At 63.0% G+C, this 13,381-nt stretch carries 12 protein-coding genes; 5 read left to right on the forward strand and 7 right to left on the reverse strand.

Annotated elements, in window-relative coordinates; all coding sequences use genetic code 11:
* Positions 1–102: 102 nt before the first annotated feature.
* The gene (locus tag VGO12_RS00435; RefSeq protein WP_327510785.1) at positions 103–2,187 is read right to left on the reverse strand and encodes an ABC transporter substrate-binding protein; all 2,085 of its coding nucleotides are present in this window, start codon (positions 2,185–2,187) and stop codon (positions 103–105) included.
* 112 nt (positions 2,188–2,299) lie between these two features.
* Positions 2,300–3,766, reverse strand: coding sequence for an alpha-glucosidase/alpha-galactosidase (locus VGO12_RS00440; protein WP_327510786.1), 1,467 nt, complete (start codon positions 3,764–3,766; stop codon positions 2,300–2,302).
* A gap of 190 nt (positions 3,767–3,956) precedes the next feature.
* Here VGO12_RS00440 and VGO12_RS00445 point away from each other — a divergent pair, with 190 nt between their 5' ends.
* A complete protein-coding gene (locus VGO12_RS00445) occupies positions 3,957–4,883 on the forward strand; it encodes an AraC family transcriptional regulator (protein WP_327510787.1) in 927 nt (308 codons plus the stop codon).
* Between the two features lie 6 nt (positions 4,884–4,889).
* Here the strand turns inward: VGO12_RS00445 and VGO12_RS00450 are convergent, their stop codons facing one another.
* The 3 genes from VGO12_RS00450 to VGO12_RS00460 form a co-directional block, all read right to left on the reverse strand.
* Positions 4,890–5,411 (reverse strand): EVE domain-containing protein, encoded by a 522-nt coding sequence (locus tag VGO12_RS00450; RefSeq protein ID WP_327510788.1) that lies wholly within the window; start codon positions 5,409–5,411, stop codon positions 4,890–4,892.
* A gap of 204 nt (positions 5,412–5,615) precedes the next feature.
* Positions 5,616–6,272, reverse strand: coding sequence for a GNAT family N-acetyltransferase (locus VGO12_RS00455; RefSeq protein WP_327510789.1), 657 nt, complete (start codon positions 6,270–6,272; stop codon positions 5,616–5,618).
* A gap of 191 nt (positions 6,273–6,463) precedes the next feature.
* Complete coding sequence (locus VGO12_RS00460; protein ID WP_064817045.1) at positions 6,464–6,610, reverse strand: DUF1127 domain-containing protein; 147 nt, start codon at positions 6,608–6,610, stop codon at positions 6,464–6,466.
* Between the two features lie 353 nt (positions 6,611–6,963).
* Between VGO12_RS00460 and VGO12_RS00465 the strand changes: the two genes are divergently transcribed.
* On the forward strand, positions 6,964–7,674 hold the full coding sequence (locus tag VGO12_RS00465; RefSeq protein ID WP_327510790.1) for a GntR family transcriptional regulator: 711 nt from the start codon (positions 6,964–6,966) through the stop codon (positions 7,672–7,674).
* Between the two features lie 124 nt (positions 7,675–7,798).
* Positions 7,799–8,761: a dihydrodipicolinate synthase family protein gene (locus tag VGO12_RS00470; protein ID WP_327510791.1), complete on the forward strand. Its 963-nt coding sequence runs from the start codon at positions 7,799–7,801 to the stop codon at positions 8,759–8,761.
* Between the two features lie 171 nt (positions 8,762–8,932).
* On the opposite strand, the gene VGO12_RS00475 is transcribed toward VGO12_RS00470, so the two are convergent.
* Entirely contained in the window at positions 8,933–9,535 is a 603-nt protein-coding gene (locus VGO12_RS00475; RefSeq protein ID WP_327510792.1) for a TetR/AcrR family transcriptional regulator, read from the reverse strand.
* 101 nt (positions 9,536–9,636) lie between these two features.
* Between VGO12_RS00475 and VGO12_RS00480 the strand changes: the two genes are divergently transcribed.
* Positions 9,637–10,410, forward strand: coding sequence for an NIPSNAP family protein (locus tag VGO12_RS00480; RefSeq protein WP_327510793.1), 774 nt, complete (start codon positions 9,637–9,639; stop codon positions 10,408–10,410).
* A 185-nt stretch (positions 10,411–10,595) separates the two neighbouring features.
* On the opposite strand, the gene VGO12_RS00485 is transcribed toward VGO12_RS00480, so the two are convergent.
* Positions 10,596–11,633: an Ldh family oxidoreductase gene (locus VGO12_RS00485; protein ID WP_327510794.1), complete on the reverse strand. Its 1,038-nt coding sequence runs from the start codon at positions 11,631–11,633 to the stop codon at positions 10,596–10,598.
* Between the two features lie 156 nt (positions 11,634–11,789).
* Here VGO12_RS00485 and VGO12_RS00490 point away from each other — a divergent pair, with 156 nt between their 5' ends.
* Positions 11,790–13,307 (forward strand): aldehyde dehydrogenase (NADP(+)), encoded by a 1,518-nt coding sequence (locus tag VGO12_RS00490; RefSeq protein ID WP_327510795.1) that lies wholly within the window; start codon positions 11,790–11,792, stop codon positions 13,305–13,307.
* Positions 13,308–13,381 lie beyond the last annotated feature (74 nt).

Consider the following 13,381-nt stretch of genomic DNA (forward strand, 5'->3'; position numbering starts at 1 on the left):
GCAGAGGCGATGCGGACAAGCAGAAACCTGAACATGCCGTTTCCTTCTGTCGTTGGGGTGATCGAGCGCTCCTCCGGCCTTTCAACCGGAGGAGCGGTTGCTTTAGTTGCTCAGGCCCTTCTCGCCGGGCTTGCCCGGGAGTTGCTCGGCAAAGAGCTCGAAGTCACCCTGCTTGTCTGCAGGCACGAACAGGCGCTCGCGCATGATCGTGTCCTCCGCCCAGTTGAACATGAAGATCGGCGCGCCGGTCGGAACGTTGGCGAAGCGCTTGTTGATGATCAGCGCGCCCGGATATTCGGTAAGACCGATCGTATCGAGGTTCGTCGTCGCGATCGTCTGGTACTCTTTCATCAGCGCCACGCGCTCGGCATTGTCGTTGCTGGCAATGAACTTGTTGATGGTGTCGACAAGCTGCTTCTCGAACGGCATCAGATCGACCTCGCCGCCCTCTGGCGCGCGGTGGTGCCAGCTGGTGCGCGGGCCCGTTGCGCCAAGCTGCGGCGTGTTCTGCACGACAGAGGCATATTCCGGACCGTTGCGGTGGACCATCCAGTCGAAGCGGCCGGCATAGTTGGCCGCGTCCCGCTGCTTGCCGTCGAGGGAATTGAGGACGACGCGCAGGCCGAGCTTTTCCATCTGGCCGATGATGCCTTCGGCAAGGTTCCGGTCGGTTGCATAGCTGTTGTCGATCAGAAGCACGATCTCGACGTCCTTGCCGCCGGCCTTCCCATCAGGGAAATTGACGAAGCCGTTGCCGTCGGTGTCCTTGAGACCGGCCTTTTCGAGCAGCGCCTTGGCGCCGTCGAGGTCGAAGGGATAGTAGACGGTCGACTGGCGGTCATAGAAGCTGGTGCCGGACGAAAGCCCGCCCGGATAAATCGCGGTGAACGGGCCCTTCACTAGCGCTTCGCCGAGCTTCTTGCGGTCGACCGCCATGGTCACGGCCTTGCGGAAATCCTCGTTGCGATTGAGTTCGCGCACCGCCTGGGCCCGCTCATCCGGCTCGCCCCAGCCATTGGCCGAGAAGTTCATGTGCAGATTGTAGCCGATGAGGCGCGGGCCGAAGGCAAGGCGGGCGGGCGCCGTGTCCTGCGCCGCGCGCTTCAGCGACTCGACGAAGTTTTCCGGCTGCTCGAGGTTGGAAAGATCGGCGGAGCCGGCAATCGCCTGCACGTCACGGTCGGCCCAGGTCGAGAGCTTGTAGTGCAGCTCGTTGATGTAGGGCAGCTGGTTGCCGGCCTCGTCGACCTTCCAGTAGTAGGGATTGCGGCGCAAAACGATGATGTCGTCGGGACGATAGGCGACCGGTACCCAGGCGCCCATGACCGGAATGTTCATGTACTCCGGCGGGAAGGCATTCTTGTACTGGTCATAGGTGGTGCCGGCATATTTCGGATGCTTGGCTTTCAGGATATGCGATGGGCCGGGGCAGAAGGTGCCGTAGGCCATGGCATAGAGGTGCTGGCGCGGGAAGGCCTCCTTGAATGTCCATTCGACCGTGTACTGGTCGATCTTCTTCAGCGTCGTGCCGACACCGAAGGTCTCGGGTGTCGCACCGTTGAGCGGGCTGACATTCGGATCAAGGACATTATCGTCCCAGTAGAACATCACGTCGTCGGCGTCGAAGAGGTCGCCGTCCGACCACTTGGCGCCTTCGACGAGATGCATCGTCAGCTTGTGGCCGTCTGCCGACCAGTCCCAGCTCTTGGCGAGGTTCGGCAGCGGCTCGACGTCGTTTGCTTCCACCTGGAAGAGCGGTGCGGTCCGGGTCAGGCACTCGGACATGCCGATGTCGATGCCACCCCAGCCCTGGCTCTGGCCGGCCGAGTAGTTCCAGCCCTCGGGCCGCCCGCCGATCACGTGGCGCAGCGTGTCGCCATAGACACCGACGCCGTCGGGCATGTTGCCGGACTTGAAGACCATCGGCTCCTTCGGCAGGCGCTCGGCGACGGGCGGCAGCTTGCCGGCCTTGACGTATTTCTCGGTGACCCAGGCCGGCTCTTTATATTCCGGCAGCGCCTTGAACTCGGCGATCGAGTCGCGCGGCACATAGGTGATCTTGCCCTGCGCCGGGAATGGCGGCTGCTCCGGCACGACGGTCGGATCGGAGGCCGCCGCTTGAAGCGCGAAGGTCGAGATGCCGACGAGCAGCAGGCTCGCCATCTTCATCAGTCTGTGGCTGGTCATTGGCTCAGTTTCTCCCTCTATTCGCCGCGCCGGAGCGTGGCCTCCTCCTTGAAAGTCTGCTGTTACGGCATCAGCCGGCCATGTCTCCTCCCATGGCCGGAACCGCAATCGATCAGCCTGCGGCGCGAGCCGCCTGTCGCTCGGCGCGCAATTCGTCGAGCGAGCGCACCTGGCGCCGCGCGGCACCGGCCCAGTCGCGCGTCTTGACGGTGGCGCGGGAAAGCCGCTCCCTGGCCCCGTCGATGGCGTGGGCGTATTGCGGCAACCACTGACTTTGAGCGACGACCATTTCGTCGACCATCTGCCAGACCTCCTCCGGCGTGCAGATCGCGCCGACGAGCGGATCATGCAGCACCGCGAGCTTCAGGAGGTCGAGGTCGCCGGTCACGGCCGCATGCACCGACATGCGCTGGACGTTGATCGACGACAGGCAGGTGGCGGCGCAGGCTTCCGGAAGGGTGATGCCCGCAACCATGTTGATGCCGAAGCGATCGACGAACCCTGGCGACTCGATGATGGCGTCAGCGGGCAGGTTGGTAATGACGCCGGAGTTCTTGACGTTGAAATGGCCGCGATAGACGCGCCCCGTTTCCAGCGCCTCCAGAATGTGGCTTGCGTGTTCGTTCGAACGCTTCTTGTGGTCGAGTGGCTTTCCGGCCGCTTCCAGGAACTGCGGAAACTCGGTCTCGAACCAGTTGCGGGTCTCGGTCGAATGCCTGAGGTAGCCGCCGGTCTCGCCGTGGATCCAGTCGGACATGTCGATCCATCGGGAAATTTCCTCCGGGCGCTTGCGGTACCAGGGCAGGTATTCTGAGAGGTGACCGTTGCTCTCGGTCGAATAGACACCGAAACGCTTCAGCACGTCGATCCGAAGCTTCTCCTGCTGCGAGAACACCGGATGGGCTTCGAAGGCGGCGACCAGTTCGTCCTTGCCGATCCTGCGGCCCTTGAGCCTGACATCGGTGAACCAGGTCTGGTGGTTGATACCGGAGCAGATGTAGTCGAGCTCGCCCTCCGCCGCGCCGAGGATTTCGGCGATCTGCTCGGCCCCGTGCTGGACGCCATGGCAAAGCCCGACGGTATCGACCTTGCCGTATTCGATCGCCGCCCAGGTGTTCATTGCCATCGGATTGGCATAGTTCAGGAACTTCGCACCCGGCTCGGCGACAGCGCGGATATCCTTGCAGAAGTCGAGAATGACAGGGATGTTGCGTTGGCCGTAGAGAATTCCGCCGGCGCAGATCGTATCGCCAACGCACTGGTCGACGCCGTACTTCAAGGGGATGCGGATATCGTCCGCATAGGCTTCCAGCCCACCGACACGCACGCAGCTGATGATGTAGCGCGCGCCATCGAGCGCTTGCAGCCGGTCGGTCGTCGCCGTCACCTTGGTCGGCAGGTGGTTGACCTCGACGATCCGGTCGAGGATCGCCTTGATCATGTCGAGATTGCGGGCGCTAAGATCAGTCAGCGCCACCTCGATATCGCGCAGTTCCGGCACGGCGAGAATGTCGGTGAAGAGCTTCTTGGTGAAGCCGATGCTGCCGGCGCCGATGATGGCGATCTTGAATGTTGCCATGCCCTTTCACTCCTCATGAACTGCATGCGTCTCTGACAAAGGGTAAAATCAATTCACGGTTTTTCGCCGTCTCGGCACGCAACTTCGATGCATCCCCTCATTTCTTATGGGCCGGAAGCGCTGCCTGTTGCAGTGTTGGCGGTCATTATGTGTATAATCACCGACCCCGCCAGAGCGGTATTGTGCTTTCATGGGTAATTTTATGCTGCAAGATTTGATCGACAACGGCCCGATTATGCGGACGGTTTCCTTGCCGAGGGGACGCCAGAGCCTGCACACCATGCCGACCAGCACCGGCTATGAAATGCGCACCAATGCGACCTATGACTGGGACGGGCGAAAGCGCGGCAACACGCCGTTCACGGTGCTGCAGCACAGCATCGCTGGCGCCGGAAACCTGCGTTACGAAAACCGGAGCTATCGGGTGCGCGAAGGCGAGACGCTGCTGTTGCTCGTGCCGCACAATCACCGCTATTGGCTGGAAGACGGCGGGCGCTGGGAGTTCTTCTGGATCTCGATGAATGGCGACGAGGCCTTGCGCGTCCACCGCGCCATTCTCGCCGTCACCGGCCCGGTCCTGAAGCTGCAGCCCGAGACGATCGAGCATCTGGCCGATTGCAGCCTCAGGCTGATTCGCGGCGGCGAGACGCCGGGCCGCGCCTCGGCGATCGCCTACGAGGCGGCCATGGCGCTCTATGACGACGTCTTCGGTTCGCATCCGGTGTTCAGCCAGGAACACCGCACAATGAACCGCGTCGTCGACCACATCATGAACAACCTGCAGAACCCGCTGCCCGTCGAGGAGCTGGCCCGCGTCTCGGGTCTGAGCCGGGCGCATTTCTCACGCGTCTTTGCCGCCAGCGAAGGCATGGCCCCGGCCGAATATGTGCTGCAGAAGCGCTTGAAGCGTGCCGTCAAGCTCCTGACGAAGACCGCAAGCCTGCAGGTCAAGGAGGTGGCGATCCTCTCGGGCTTCGAGGATCCCAACTATTTCGCCAAGGTCTTCCGCCGGTCCTTCGGCCTCAGCCCGACCGAATTTCGAACGACCGGCATGTATGCGAGTGTGCCAGCCGGTTCCGTGGAGGAAGCCTCCGACACGTTGGCGAAGGTGGAGTAAGGCGCTTCAACCGGCCAGTTGTTGGCGCATCGTCGATGCGCGCGGCATAACCATGCCGAGATCCGCGTGCATGGCGCGCGCAATCACACGGAAATCCCGCTCGCTGATGGCGAGATAGCCGAAACGGAGCTTCTGATCCCAGTTGCGGTTGCCTTCGGCAAATTCCAGGCTGTCGAGCCACGGCCGCACCGGTGCCTCGATGCTGTCGGCCCAGTCGACGTCGCCGCGATGCGGCGCGACGCCGCCCATGGCGAAGAAATAGGGAAGGCGTTCCCTGATCGTGCCGATGCCCGTGAAGCAGGGAAGCGCACGCCTGCCGCAGAATGCCGCGTTCGGCGAATAACCGACGAAACCGTCGCCGGCTTTCACCCGCGTCATCGACTGCACATTGCCGAAGCCATAGCGAGAGAGGCCGCCTTCGTACGCATCCTGCATATCGTCGCCAGAGACCGCACCGATCCAGAAATTGCGCTCGCCCGGCTTGGCTGCTCCGCCCGTCTGAAATACGTTCTGCGCTGACATGGTCATCCCTCGATCTCTGATCATGACAACACTCTACGCGCGACCCCTGCCAGATTCTGTCAGCATTGATTCACGCCTCGTTCTCCTTCGTCACGGTCCCGCACCCCTCTGATCAGGCAAGCGATCACCGCGATTTCAGTCGTCCGAAGGCGGCGAAACCGGCTGCCATTCGCCAAACAGGCTCAGGCCCGCCGCATTGGCAAGTGCAGCCTAGGCGTCGTTGTCGAGCTGGCAGCGGTACTGCGGCTCGTACCCCTGCCCGAGCGCATGACGGCTGATGGCACGAACGACGCAACGGGCATGGCCTTTACCGCGATGCGTCGCCAAGGTCAGGATACCCATATCGGCAATGCGGCTTTCTTCTTTCCAGGGATACATGCTTGCGGCACAGACCAGTCGGTCGCCATCGAACGCGCCGAACACAAGCCAATGGTCGAGTTCGACATAGGCAGCATCCAGGTCTTCTTCAGAAGCCGACGACTGAAATTCGGCAAAGACCGACGCATCGTCGGCCGTCAGCAAACGCACCGAGCTTGCCGGCTGCTCCCGCAGCAATGCCGCTTTTTCCGCTTCGGCAAAATAGAAGATGTAATCCGCGTCGTGCAGCGTAACGCCCGCTTCCTGCAACATGTGAAGGAATACGGGCTCGCAGAGGTCGGGCCGGCCGGACACTGCCAGCTTTTCCGCAAGCGCCGGCGAGACTGCGGCCATGACCTGGCGGTCCGCGGTCTTCAGCACCATCGCTTCGCTGTCACCGTCAAGGGCCGAGGTGATCGCGACGGTGAACCCGCTTTCGCCTTGCACGACCGTGCCGGACGAAAGCGTCGCCCGCCAGTGGTCGGTGATCTCTGGGGAAAATTGGGCCATGGCCTCCGCCTTCTAAAACAGACCGGCGAACGCGCATGGGTCGCGGCGCTTTCTCAATGGATCAACTCGTCAATTCGTGAAGCAAGGGCTTCGGATTGACGAAGGACAATGGCGCAATGGTGGCGGCAAAAAGCAAAAGCGCCCACAGGAGATGCAGGCGCTCGGGCAATTTTCAGTCTGTGTGGGTCGCCTTAGCGGGCGAAGGCCGTGCGTGCGACGCGGTCGATGTCGGCGCGTTCGATGCCGAGGTCGCGGAGTTCCCGGTTCGACATGCGGCCCAGCTCGGTGACCGTCTGACGATACTTGCGCCAGTTGTTGATGGAGCGTGCGATGTTCATGTGATCCCCCTTTCAATGGGCTTTCGAAGCCTGGCAGCCAGTCCTTGGCGCCTCGTTTCGCTTCGATGAACACCTTATAACTCAGGCCCTTGGTAAGTTGCAGCGCTCAAAACTCAGCGCTCCCATGTGGCAAATGCATGGGTCGTCCAACCGCCCTCTTTGGAGGCCACGCCCCCTGAAGCCCACTCTTCTCGCCGGCGCGAGCGTTGCGCTCGGCGACGACTCTCCGCAGAGTGTGCGCAAAGGGCGATACACGCATGCCGGTATTCGGCCTTGCCGCAGAATCATCCCAAGCTACCTGTTGATCCCGACGACAGAGACAAGTATTTCTTTTGTCGACAAAGGAATCCGTGATGACCGATATCGATACCGACAACAGCCCCATCCCCGAGCGCAAGCGCGGCTCAGGCGTCAAAATGGTCTATGACCTCTTGCGCGACGAAATCCTCGATCTCGTCCTGCCCCCTGGCAGCCCGATCGACGAAGTGCAGCTTGCCGAGCGATTGAGGATGTCGCGCACGCCGATCCGCGAAGCGCTGGTACGGCTTGCCGGCGAAGGACTGATCGATACGCTGCCGAACCGCTCGACGATGGTCGCCAACATCGACTTTCTCAATCTCAACCCGTTCTTCGACGCGCTGGTGCTGATGTACCGCGTGACGACGCGGCTTGCAGCGCAAAGCCACCGCCCGGAAGACCTCGCCATCATCCGCGGCTTCCACGAGGACTATGCGGCGGCGGTCAAGACTCGCGACGCGCTGTCGATGATCGCCACCAACGCCGCCTTCCATGCGGCGATCGCCGAGGCCGGTCGCAACCCCTATTTCACCAGCCTGTTCCGCCGGCTGCTGGACGAGGGCCGGCGCATTCTCAGGCTCTATTACCAATCCTACGAGGAGCAGTTCCCGCAACGTTTCGTCGACGAACACGCGGCGATCATTGCCGCGATCGCGGCGCGCGACGTCGAAGCGGCCGACCGTCTCGGCAAGGCGCATGCCGAGCAGATCGTCGAGCAGGTGCAGAAGCTTTTTGCCCGCAACAACAAGCTCGATATCGCCCTGTAGCGATCTTTGTATTTTTCTTGTCGACAAATAAAATACAAACGGCTATTGTCTAGATCAAAGGCAGGCTGACGTGCGGTCAACGCATCCGCAACCTGTCGAGGAACACAGCCGAGAGGAGTTTCACATGAAGGCTCAGATTTTCACCGGCGTCATCCCGGCGCTCATGACCCCCTGCAAGGAAGACCGCACGCCCGACTTCGACGCGCTGGTGCGCAAGGGCAAGGAGCTGATCGCTCAAGGCATGTCGGCCGTCGTCTATTGCGGCTCGATGGGTGACTGGCCGCTGCTCACCGACGCTGAGCGCATGGAAGGCGTCGAACGCCTGGTCAAGGCCGGCATTCCGGTTATCGTCGGCACCGGCGCCGTCAACACCGCTTCGGCCGTCGCCCACGCGGCACACGCCGAAAAGGTTGGCGCCCAGGGCTTGATGGTCATCCCGCGCGTTCTGTCGCGCGGTTCGGTCGTCGCCGCCCAGAAGAACCACTTCAAGGCCATTCTTTCGGCCGCCCCTAGCCTGCCGGCCGTCATCTACAACAGCCCCTACTACGGCTTTGCCACCCGCGCCGACCTGTTCTTCGCGCTGCGCGCCGAGCATCCGAACCTCGTCGGCTTCAAGGAATTCGGCGGCGCCGCCGACATGCGCTACGCAGCCGAGAACATCACCAGCCGTGACGATGGCGTCTCGCTGATGATCGGCGTCGACACGGCCGTTTTCCACGGCTTCGTCAACTGCGGCGCGACCGGTGCGATCACCGGCATCGGCTGCGTGCTGCCGAAGGAAGTCATCCACATGTGCAACCTGTCGCGCGCCGCTGCCGAAGGCGACGTCGACGCCCGCCTGCGCGCTCTGGAACTGGAACAGGCGCTTGCCGTTCTCTCCTCCTTCGACGAAGGCCCGGACCTGGTTCTCTACTTCAAGCACATGATGGTCTTGAAGGGCGACAAGGAATACACGCTGCACTTCAACGAGAGCGACGTGCTTTCCGACAGCCAGCGCGGCTATGTCGAAGCCCAGTTCAAGCTGTTCAACAGCTGGTACGCCGAGTGGAGCAAGCTCCCGGGCGCCGTGCAGAAGTACAAGGCCTGATCATCGGTCTGCCGCACGCCGGGGAGCCCTCCCGAAGAGGGTTCGTCGGAGTGCGGGATCTCAGGTGACGTTGCTGCTGAACCCCCTATGCCGCAAGGACATAGGGGGTTTGTTTTTGCGCGGAAACCATGAGGATGCGAGCGGCGCACTTGCCCGCCCTCAAGCGTCGCGTCACTGCGACGTCCGATTTTGAAGGATCGACGTCAATTGCTCGGCGCAGACCGTCAGGGGCACCACGGATTGGGATGCCTTCGCCATCGCCATCGCACCGGAATAGGCCGCCACGACCAGGGTTGCCATCGCATCCGGATCGAAATCGTCAATGCGGGCCGCACGCAGGTCTGCCCGCAGCTTGTCGGCGATGGCTGTCCTCCAGCGCAAGAAAATGGCCTCGATCGCGGCTTGGAAAGCCTCGTCCTCGCGCGACAGTTCAAGCGCGAGGTTGTTCAACGGACAGCCCGACACGGCCCCCTTCCGCTCGAGTTCGGAAACGATCGTTGCGAACACCGCCTGGATTCCATCGGCCGTCGTGGTCGCAACCCTGACCGGGGCAATCCAGGTCGTTTCAACGGCTTCCGCCACACGATCCTGAATGACGGCAAGGCCAAGGGCCTTCTTGGTCGGGAAGTGATGGGCAAGCGCTCCACCCGTGACGCCCGCCTCGCGCTTCAGGTCATGGATGGCACTTGAATGATAGCCACGCGTCGTGAAGGCCACATAGGCCGCATCCACGAGCCGCTGCCTTAGTCCCTCGGGATCGTTCGTGCGCGCCATGATTTCCTTCCGTCCTTCCAGAGTTATAGCAGATTGACAAAACAGGACAACTGCCCTGTATTAAAAACGGGACAACCGTCCTGTTTTATGGAGGAATGGACATGACTGTGATCACGGAGGGCAAATCCATGGCGCACTCCGAAGGCGCTAGCACCAATGCCATCGTTGAACTGCGACGGTATCGGCTCCGACCGCAAGCCAGGGAGACGCTGATCGACCTGTTCGACCGCGAGTTCATTGAAACCCAGGAAGCGGAGGGAATGTCGGTGATCGGGCAGTTCCGAGATCTTGATGACCCCGACAGTTTCGTGTGGCTCAGAGGCTTCAGCGACATGCCGTCTCGCGCCGAGGCGCTGAACGCGTTTTATACCGGGCCGGTGTGGGCCGCTCACCGCGACCAGGCGAACGGCACGATGATCAATTCGGAGAACGTTCTGCTGCTGAGGCCAGCAGCGCCCGATACCGGCTTTGCGCCGTCCCGCACCACGCGCGCCCAGCCTGGCACGGCTGATGGGCGGGCGGGCATTGTGGTTGCGACTTGCTGTTATCTCGCACCGCGCACGGACGAGGCGTTTGCCACGTTCTTCGAGACCCGCGTCAAGCCACAGTTGGTGCAAGCGTCGGCGACCGTTTTGGCTGCATTGGTCACCGAGCAGAGCCCGAACACGTTTCCGAGGCTGCCTGTTCGCGAAGGGGAAACGGTCTTCGTCTGGTTCTCGGCTTTCCCCAGTCTGGCCGCATACGAGGACCACCTTGCAGCACTCGCGCAGTCCGAGAACTGGACGACAGAGGTCGTTGCGGAAATGGAGCGTCGGACGTGGCGAAAGAACGAAGTGTTGCGCCTGACACCGACGGCACGATCACTGCTGCCGTGACGCACTGCGCCGGAGAGGGCATCGACGGGTTTTCTCGACCAGGTCGCAGAGGTCTCGCGGTATTGTCGCCAGATGCCTTTCGCGGAATCTCAAAATGCGGAACCGGAGCAACCTGGTTCCGCATTTTGATACGGGTCGTGCCGCCGGATGGCGGTATCAGAAGGGCTGAATGCCCGGATTGGATGTTACGCGACGGCCTCCAGTCCGAGCGCGAGCAGCCGGTCGAGCTGCTCCGTCTCGGCCTGGTTGAGCACGACGCCTTCCGTTTCCGACTTGGCGCGTGCAATGAAGCGGCGCTGCGACGGCAGTCGGGCGCCCTGGCCGACGATTGCCTCGAACAGCACTTCGGCACGGGCAAAGGGATCGCCCGGGCGGCCGGCTGCGAATTTTTCCGGCGAGAAGGCGACGATCAGTTCGCCGTGGAAGGGTGCCAGCGTCGTCGTGCCGAGATAATCGAGCACTTCCGGGCTCGTCAGATCACCGATCATGATGCCGGCCAGAAGCTCGATCATGGTGCCGATCGCCGAGCCCTTGTGGCCGCCGAACGGCAGCATGGCGCCGGCAAGGGCCGCTTCCGGCTCGGTCGTCGGATTGCCCTCGGCATCGATCGCCCAACCCTCGGGCAGCGGCTTGCCGGCGCGGCGGTGCAGCTCGATCTCGCCACGGGCGGCGACCGAGGTCGCAAAGTCGAAGACGTAAGGCGGCTGGTTCTTGCGCGGCCAGCCGAAGGCGAAGGGGTTGGTGCCGAGCAGCGGCTTGTTGCCGCCGGTCGGCGCAACCGTCGCGTAGCTCGGGCACATGACGAGGCCGGCAAGGCCTTCGCCGGTGAGCCCTTCGACCTCAGGCCAGAGGGCGGAAAAGTGCGTGCAGTCGTTGATGACGAGAGCGGCGACGCCGAGCGTACGGGCGCGCTCGGCCAGCACAGGCAGGCCAAGCTCGAACGCCGGATTGGCGAAACCGCCCTTGGCATTGACCTTGACGATGGCGGAGCCTTCGCCCGCGTCGAGTTCCGGCACAGCATCCGGCTTGACCTTGCCGGCCTTGACCGTGCGCAGCGCCCCTTCGATGCGGTAGATGCCGTGCGACTTGCAGGCATCGCGCTCGCCGGCGACGATGACACGCGCAAGGGCGCCTGCCTGAACGTCGTTGAGGCCCGCCTTGCGGAAGATCGCCTCGACGCGCTCAAACAGCGCCGCGATCGTCAGGGTATTGGTCTCGCTCATCTCTCTCCCTTTTCCTATGGACGCCTGATCGGTATGGGCCAGTCAGACGATTGATGTTCTGCATACATATAGTATACAAAGATCCGACAAGTGCAATTCAGCCATGATCTCCTCTGCCACAAAAGGCAATCCGGGATCGCAAGAAAGGATCGCAAGATGGCCTTCACTCCCAATGGAAAACACCTGGTTGCCGGCGAATGGCTCGACGGAGCGGGCACTTTCGCATCCGCACCCGCCCACGGCCCGGTCCATCAGTTTGCCACCGGCACGGTGGATCTGGTCAACCGCGCCGCGGAAGCTGCCGAAGATGCGTTCCTGAGCTACGGCTATTCGACCCGGGCTGAACGCGCCGCCTTCCTGCGCGCGATCGCCGACGAGATCGAGGTGCGTGCAGATGCCATCACCGAGATCGGCACCCAGGAAACCGGCCTGCCGGTCGCACGCCTGCAGGGCGAGCGCGGCCGCACCACCGGCCAGCTCAGGCTTTTTGCCGACCACATCGAAAAGGGCGACTATCTCGACCGCCGCTTCGATGCGAGCCTCCCCGAGCGCCAGCCGGCGCCGCGCCCGGAAATCCGTCTCATCCAGCGGCCGATCGGCCCGGTCGCCGTCTTCGGCGCCTCAAACTTCCCGCTCGCGTTTTCCACCGCCGGCGGCGACACGGCTGCGGCGCTTGCGGCCGGCTGCCCTGTTGTCGTCAAGGGTCACTCGGCCCATCCCGGCACGGGCGAGATCATCGCCCAGGCCGTCGAGGCAGCCATCCGCAAGACCGGCGTTCATCCGGGCGTCTTTTCGCTGATCCAGGGCGGCAACCGCCAGGTCGGCGAAGCGCTGGTGCAGCATCCGCTGATCAAGGCGGTCGGCTTCACCGGCTCGCTCGCCGGCGGCCGTGCGCTCTTCAATCTCTGCGCCGCACGTCCGGAGCCGATCCCGTTCTTCGGCGAGCTCGGCTCCGTCAACCCGATGTTCCTGCTGCCGGAGGCGCTGAAGGCGCGGGCAGAAGGTCTCGGCCAGGGCTGGGCGGGCTCGCTCACCATGGGTGCCGGCCAGTTCTGCACCAATCCTGGCATCGCCGTCGTCGTCGAAGGCGCTGACGCCGACCGCTTTACCGCCGCCGCCGTCGAGGCGCTTGGTAAGGTGGCACCGCAGACGATGCTGACCGACGGTATCGCCAAGGCCTATCATGACGGGCAGGCGCGCTTTGAGAGCCGCAACGCCGTCAAGCCGCTGCTGACGACAGAATCGTCCGGCCGCTCGGTCTCGCCGAACCTGTTCGAGACGACTGGCGACCAGTTCCTCGGCGACCATGCGCTCGGCGAAGAGGTGTTCGGCCCGCTCGGCCTTGTGGTCCGCGTCGGCTCGACCAGCGAAATGGAACAGCTCGCCCGCGGCTTCGAAGGCCAGCTGACGACGACCATCCACATGGATGACGCCGATCTCGAAACCGCCCGTCGCCTGCGTCCGATCCTCGAGCGCAAGGCCGGCCGCGTGCTCGTCAACGGCTTCCCGACCGGCGTCGAAGTGGTCGATTCCATGGTCCATGGCGGCCCCTATCCGGCCTCGACCAATTTCGGCGCGACCAGCGTCGGCACCATGTCGATCCGCCGCTTCCTGCGCCCGGTCTCCTACCAGAACATGCCGGAAGCACTGCTGCCCGAAGACTTCCAGGGCTAACGCAGATCGAGGATAAGTGCGGGCGGCCCTCCGCCCGCACGCTTTCCGCCCCGACGAGCAAAGACAGATCGCTG

The organism is Ensifer sp. (assembly GCF_035999135.1).
GTDB lineage: Bacteria > Pseudomonadota > Alphaproteobacteria > Rhizobiales > Rhizobiaceae > Ensifer.

What these genes read in the sequence shown, in the direction of transcription:
- VGO12_RS00435 (WP_327510785.1), bottom strand. Translation starts at nt 2,187, where the DNA reads ATGACCAGCCACAGACTGATGAAGATGGCGAGCCTGCTGCTCGTCGGC.
- VGO12_RS00440 (WP_327510786.1), bottom strand. Translation starts at nt 3,766, where the DNA reads ATGGCAACATTCAAGATCGCCATCATCGGCGCCGGCAGCATCGGCTTC.
- VGO12_RS00445 (WP_327510787.1), top strand. Translation starts at nt 3,957, where the DNA reads ATGGGTAATTTTATGCTGCAAGATTTGATCGACAACGGCCCGATTATG.
- VGO12_RS00450 (WP_327510788.1), bottom strand. Translation starts at nt 5,411, where the DNA reads ATGACCATGTCAGCGCAGAACGTATTTCAGACGGGCGGAGCAGCCAAG.
- VGO12_RS00455 (WP_327510789.1), bottom strand. Translation starts at nt 6,272, where the DNA reads ATGGCCCAATTTTCCCCAGAGATCACCGACCACTGGCGGGCGACGCTT.
- VGO12_RS00460 (WP_064817045.1), bottom strand. Translation starts at nt 6,610, where the DNA reads ATGAACATCGCACGCTCCATCAACAACTGGCGCAAGTATCGTCAGACG.
- VGO12_RS00465 (WP_327510790.1), top strand. Translation starts at nt 6,964, where the DNA reads ATGACCGATATCGATACCGACAACAGCCCCATCCCCGAGCGCAAGCGC.
- VGO12_RS00470 (WP_327510791.1), top strand. Translation starts at nt 7,799, where the DNA reads ATGAAGGCTCAGATTTTCACCGGCGTCATCCCGGCGCTCATGACCCCC.
- VGO12_RS00475 (WP_327510792.1), bottom strand. Translation starts at nt 9,535, where the DNA reads ATGGCGCGCACGAACGATCCCGAGGGACTAAGGCAGCGGCTCGTGGAT.
- VGO12_RS00480 (WP_327510793.1), top strand. Translation starts at nt 9,637, where the DNA reads ATGACTGTGATCACGGAGGGCAAATCCATGGCGCACTCCGAAGGCGCT.
- VGO12_RS00485 (WP_327510794.1), bottom strand. Translation starts at nt 11,633, where the DNA reads ATGAGCGAGACCAATACCCTGACGATCGCGGCGCTGTTTGAGCGCGTC.
- VGO12_RS00490 (WP_327510795.1), top strand. Translation starts at nt 11,790, where the DNA reads ATGGCCTTCACTCCCAATGGAAAACACCTGGTTGCCGGCGAATGGCTC.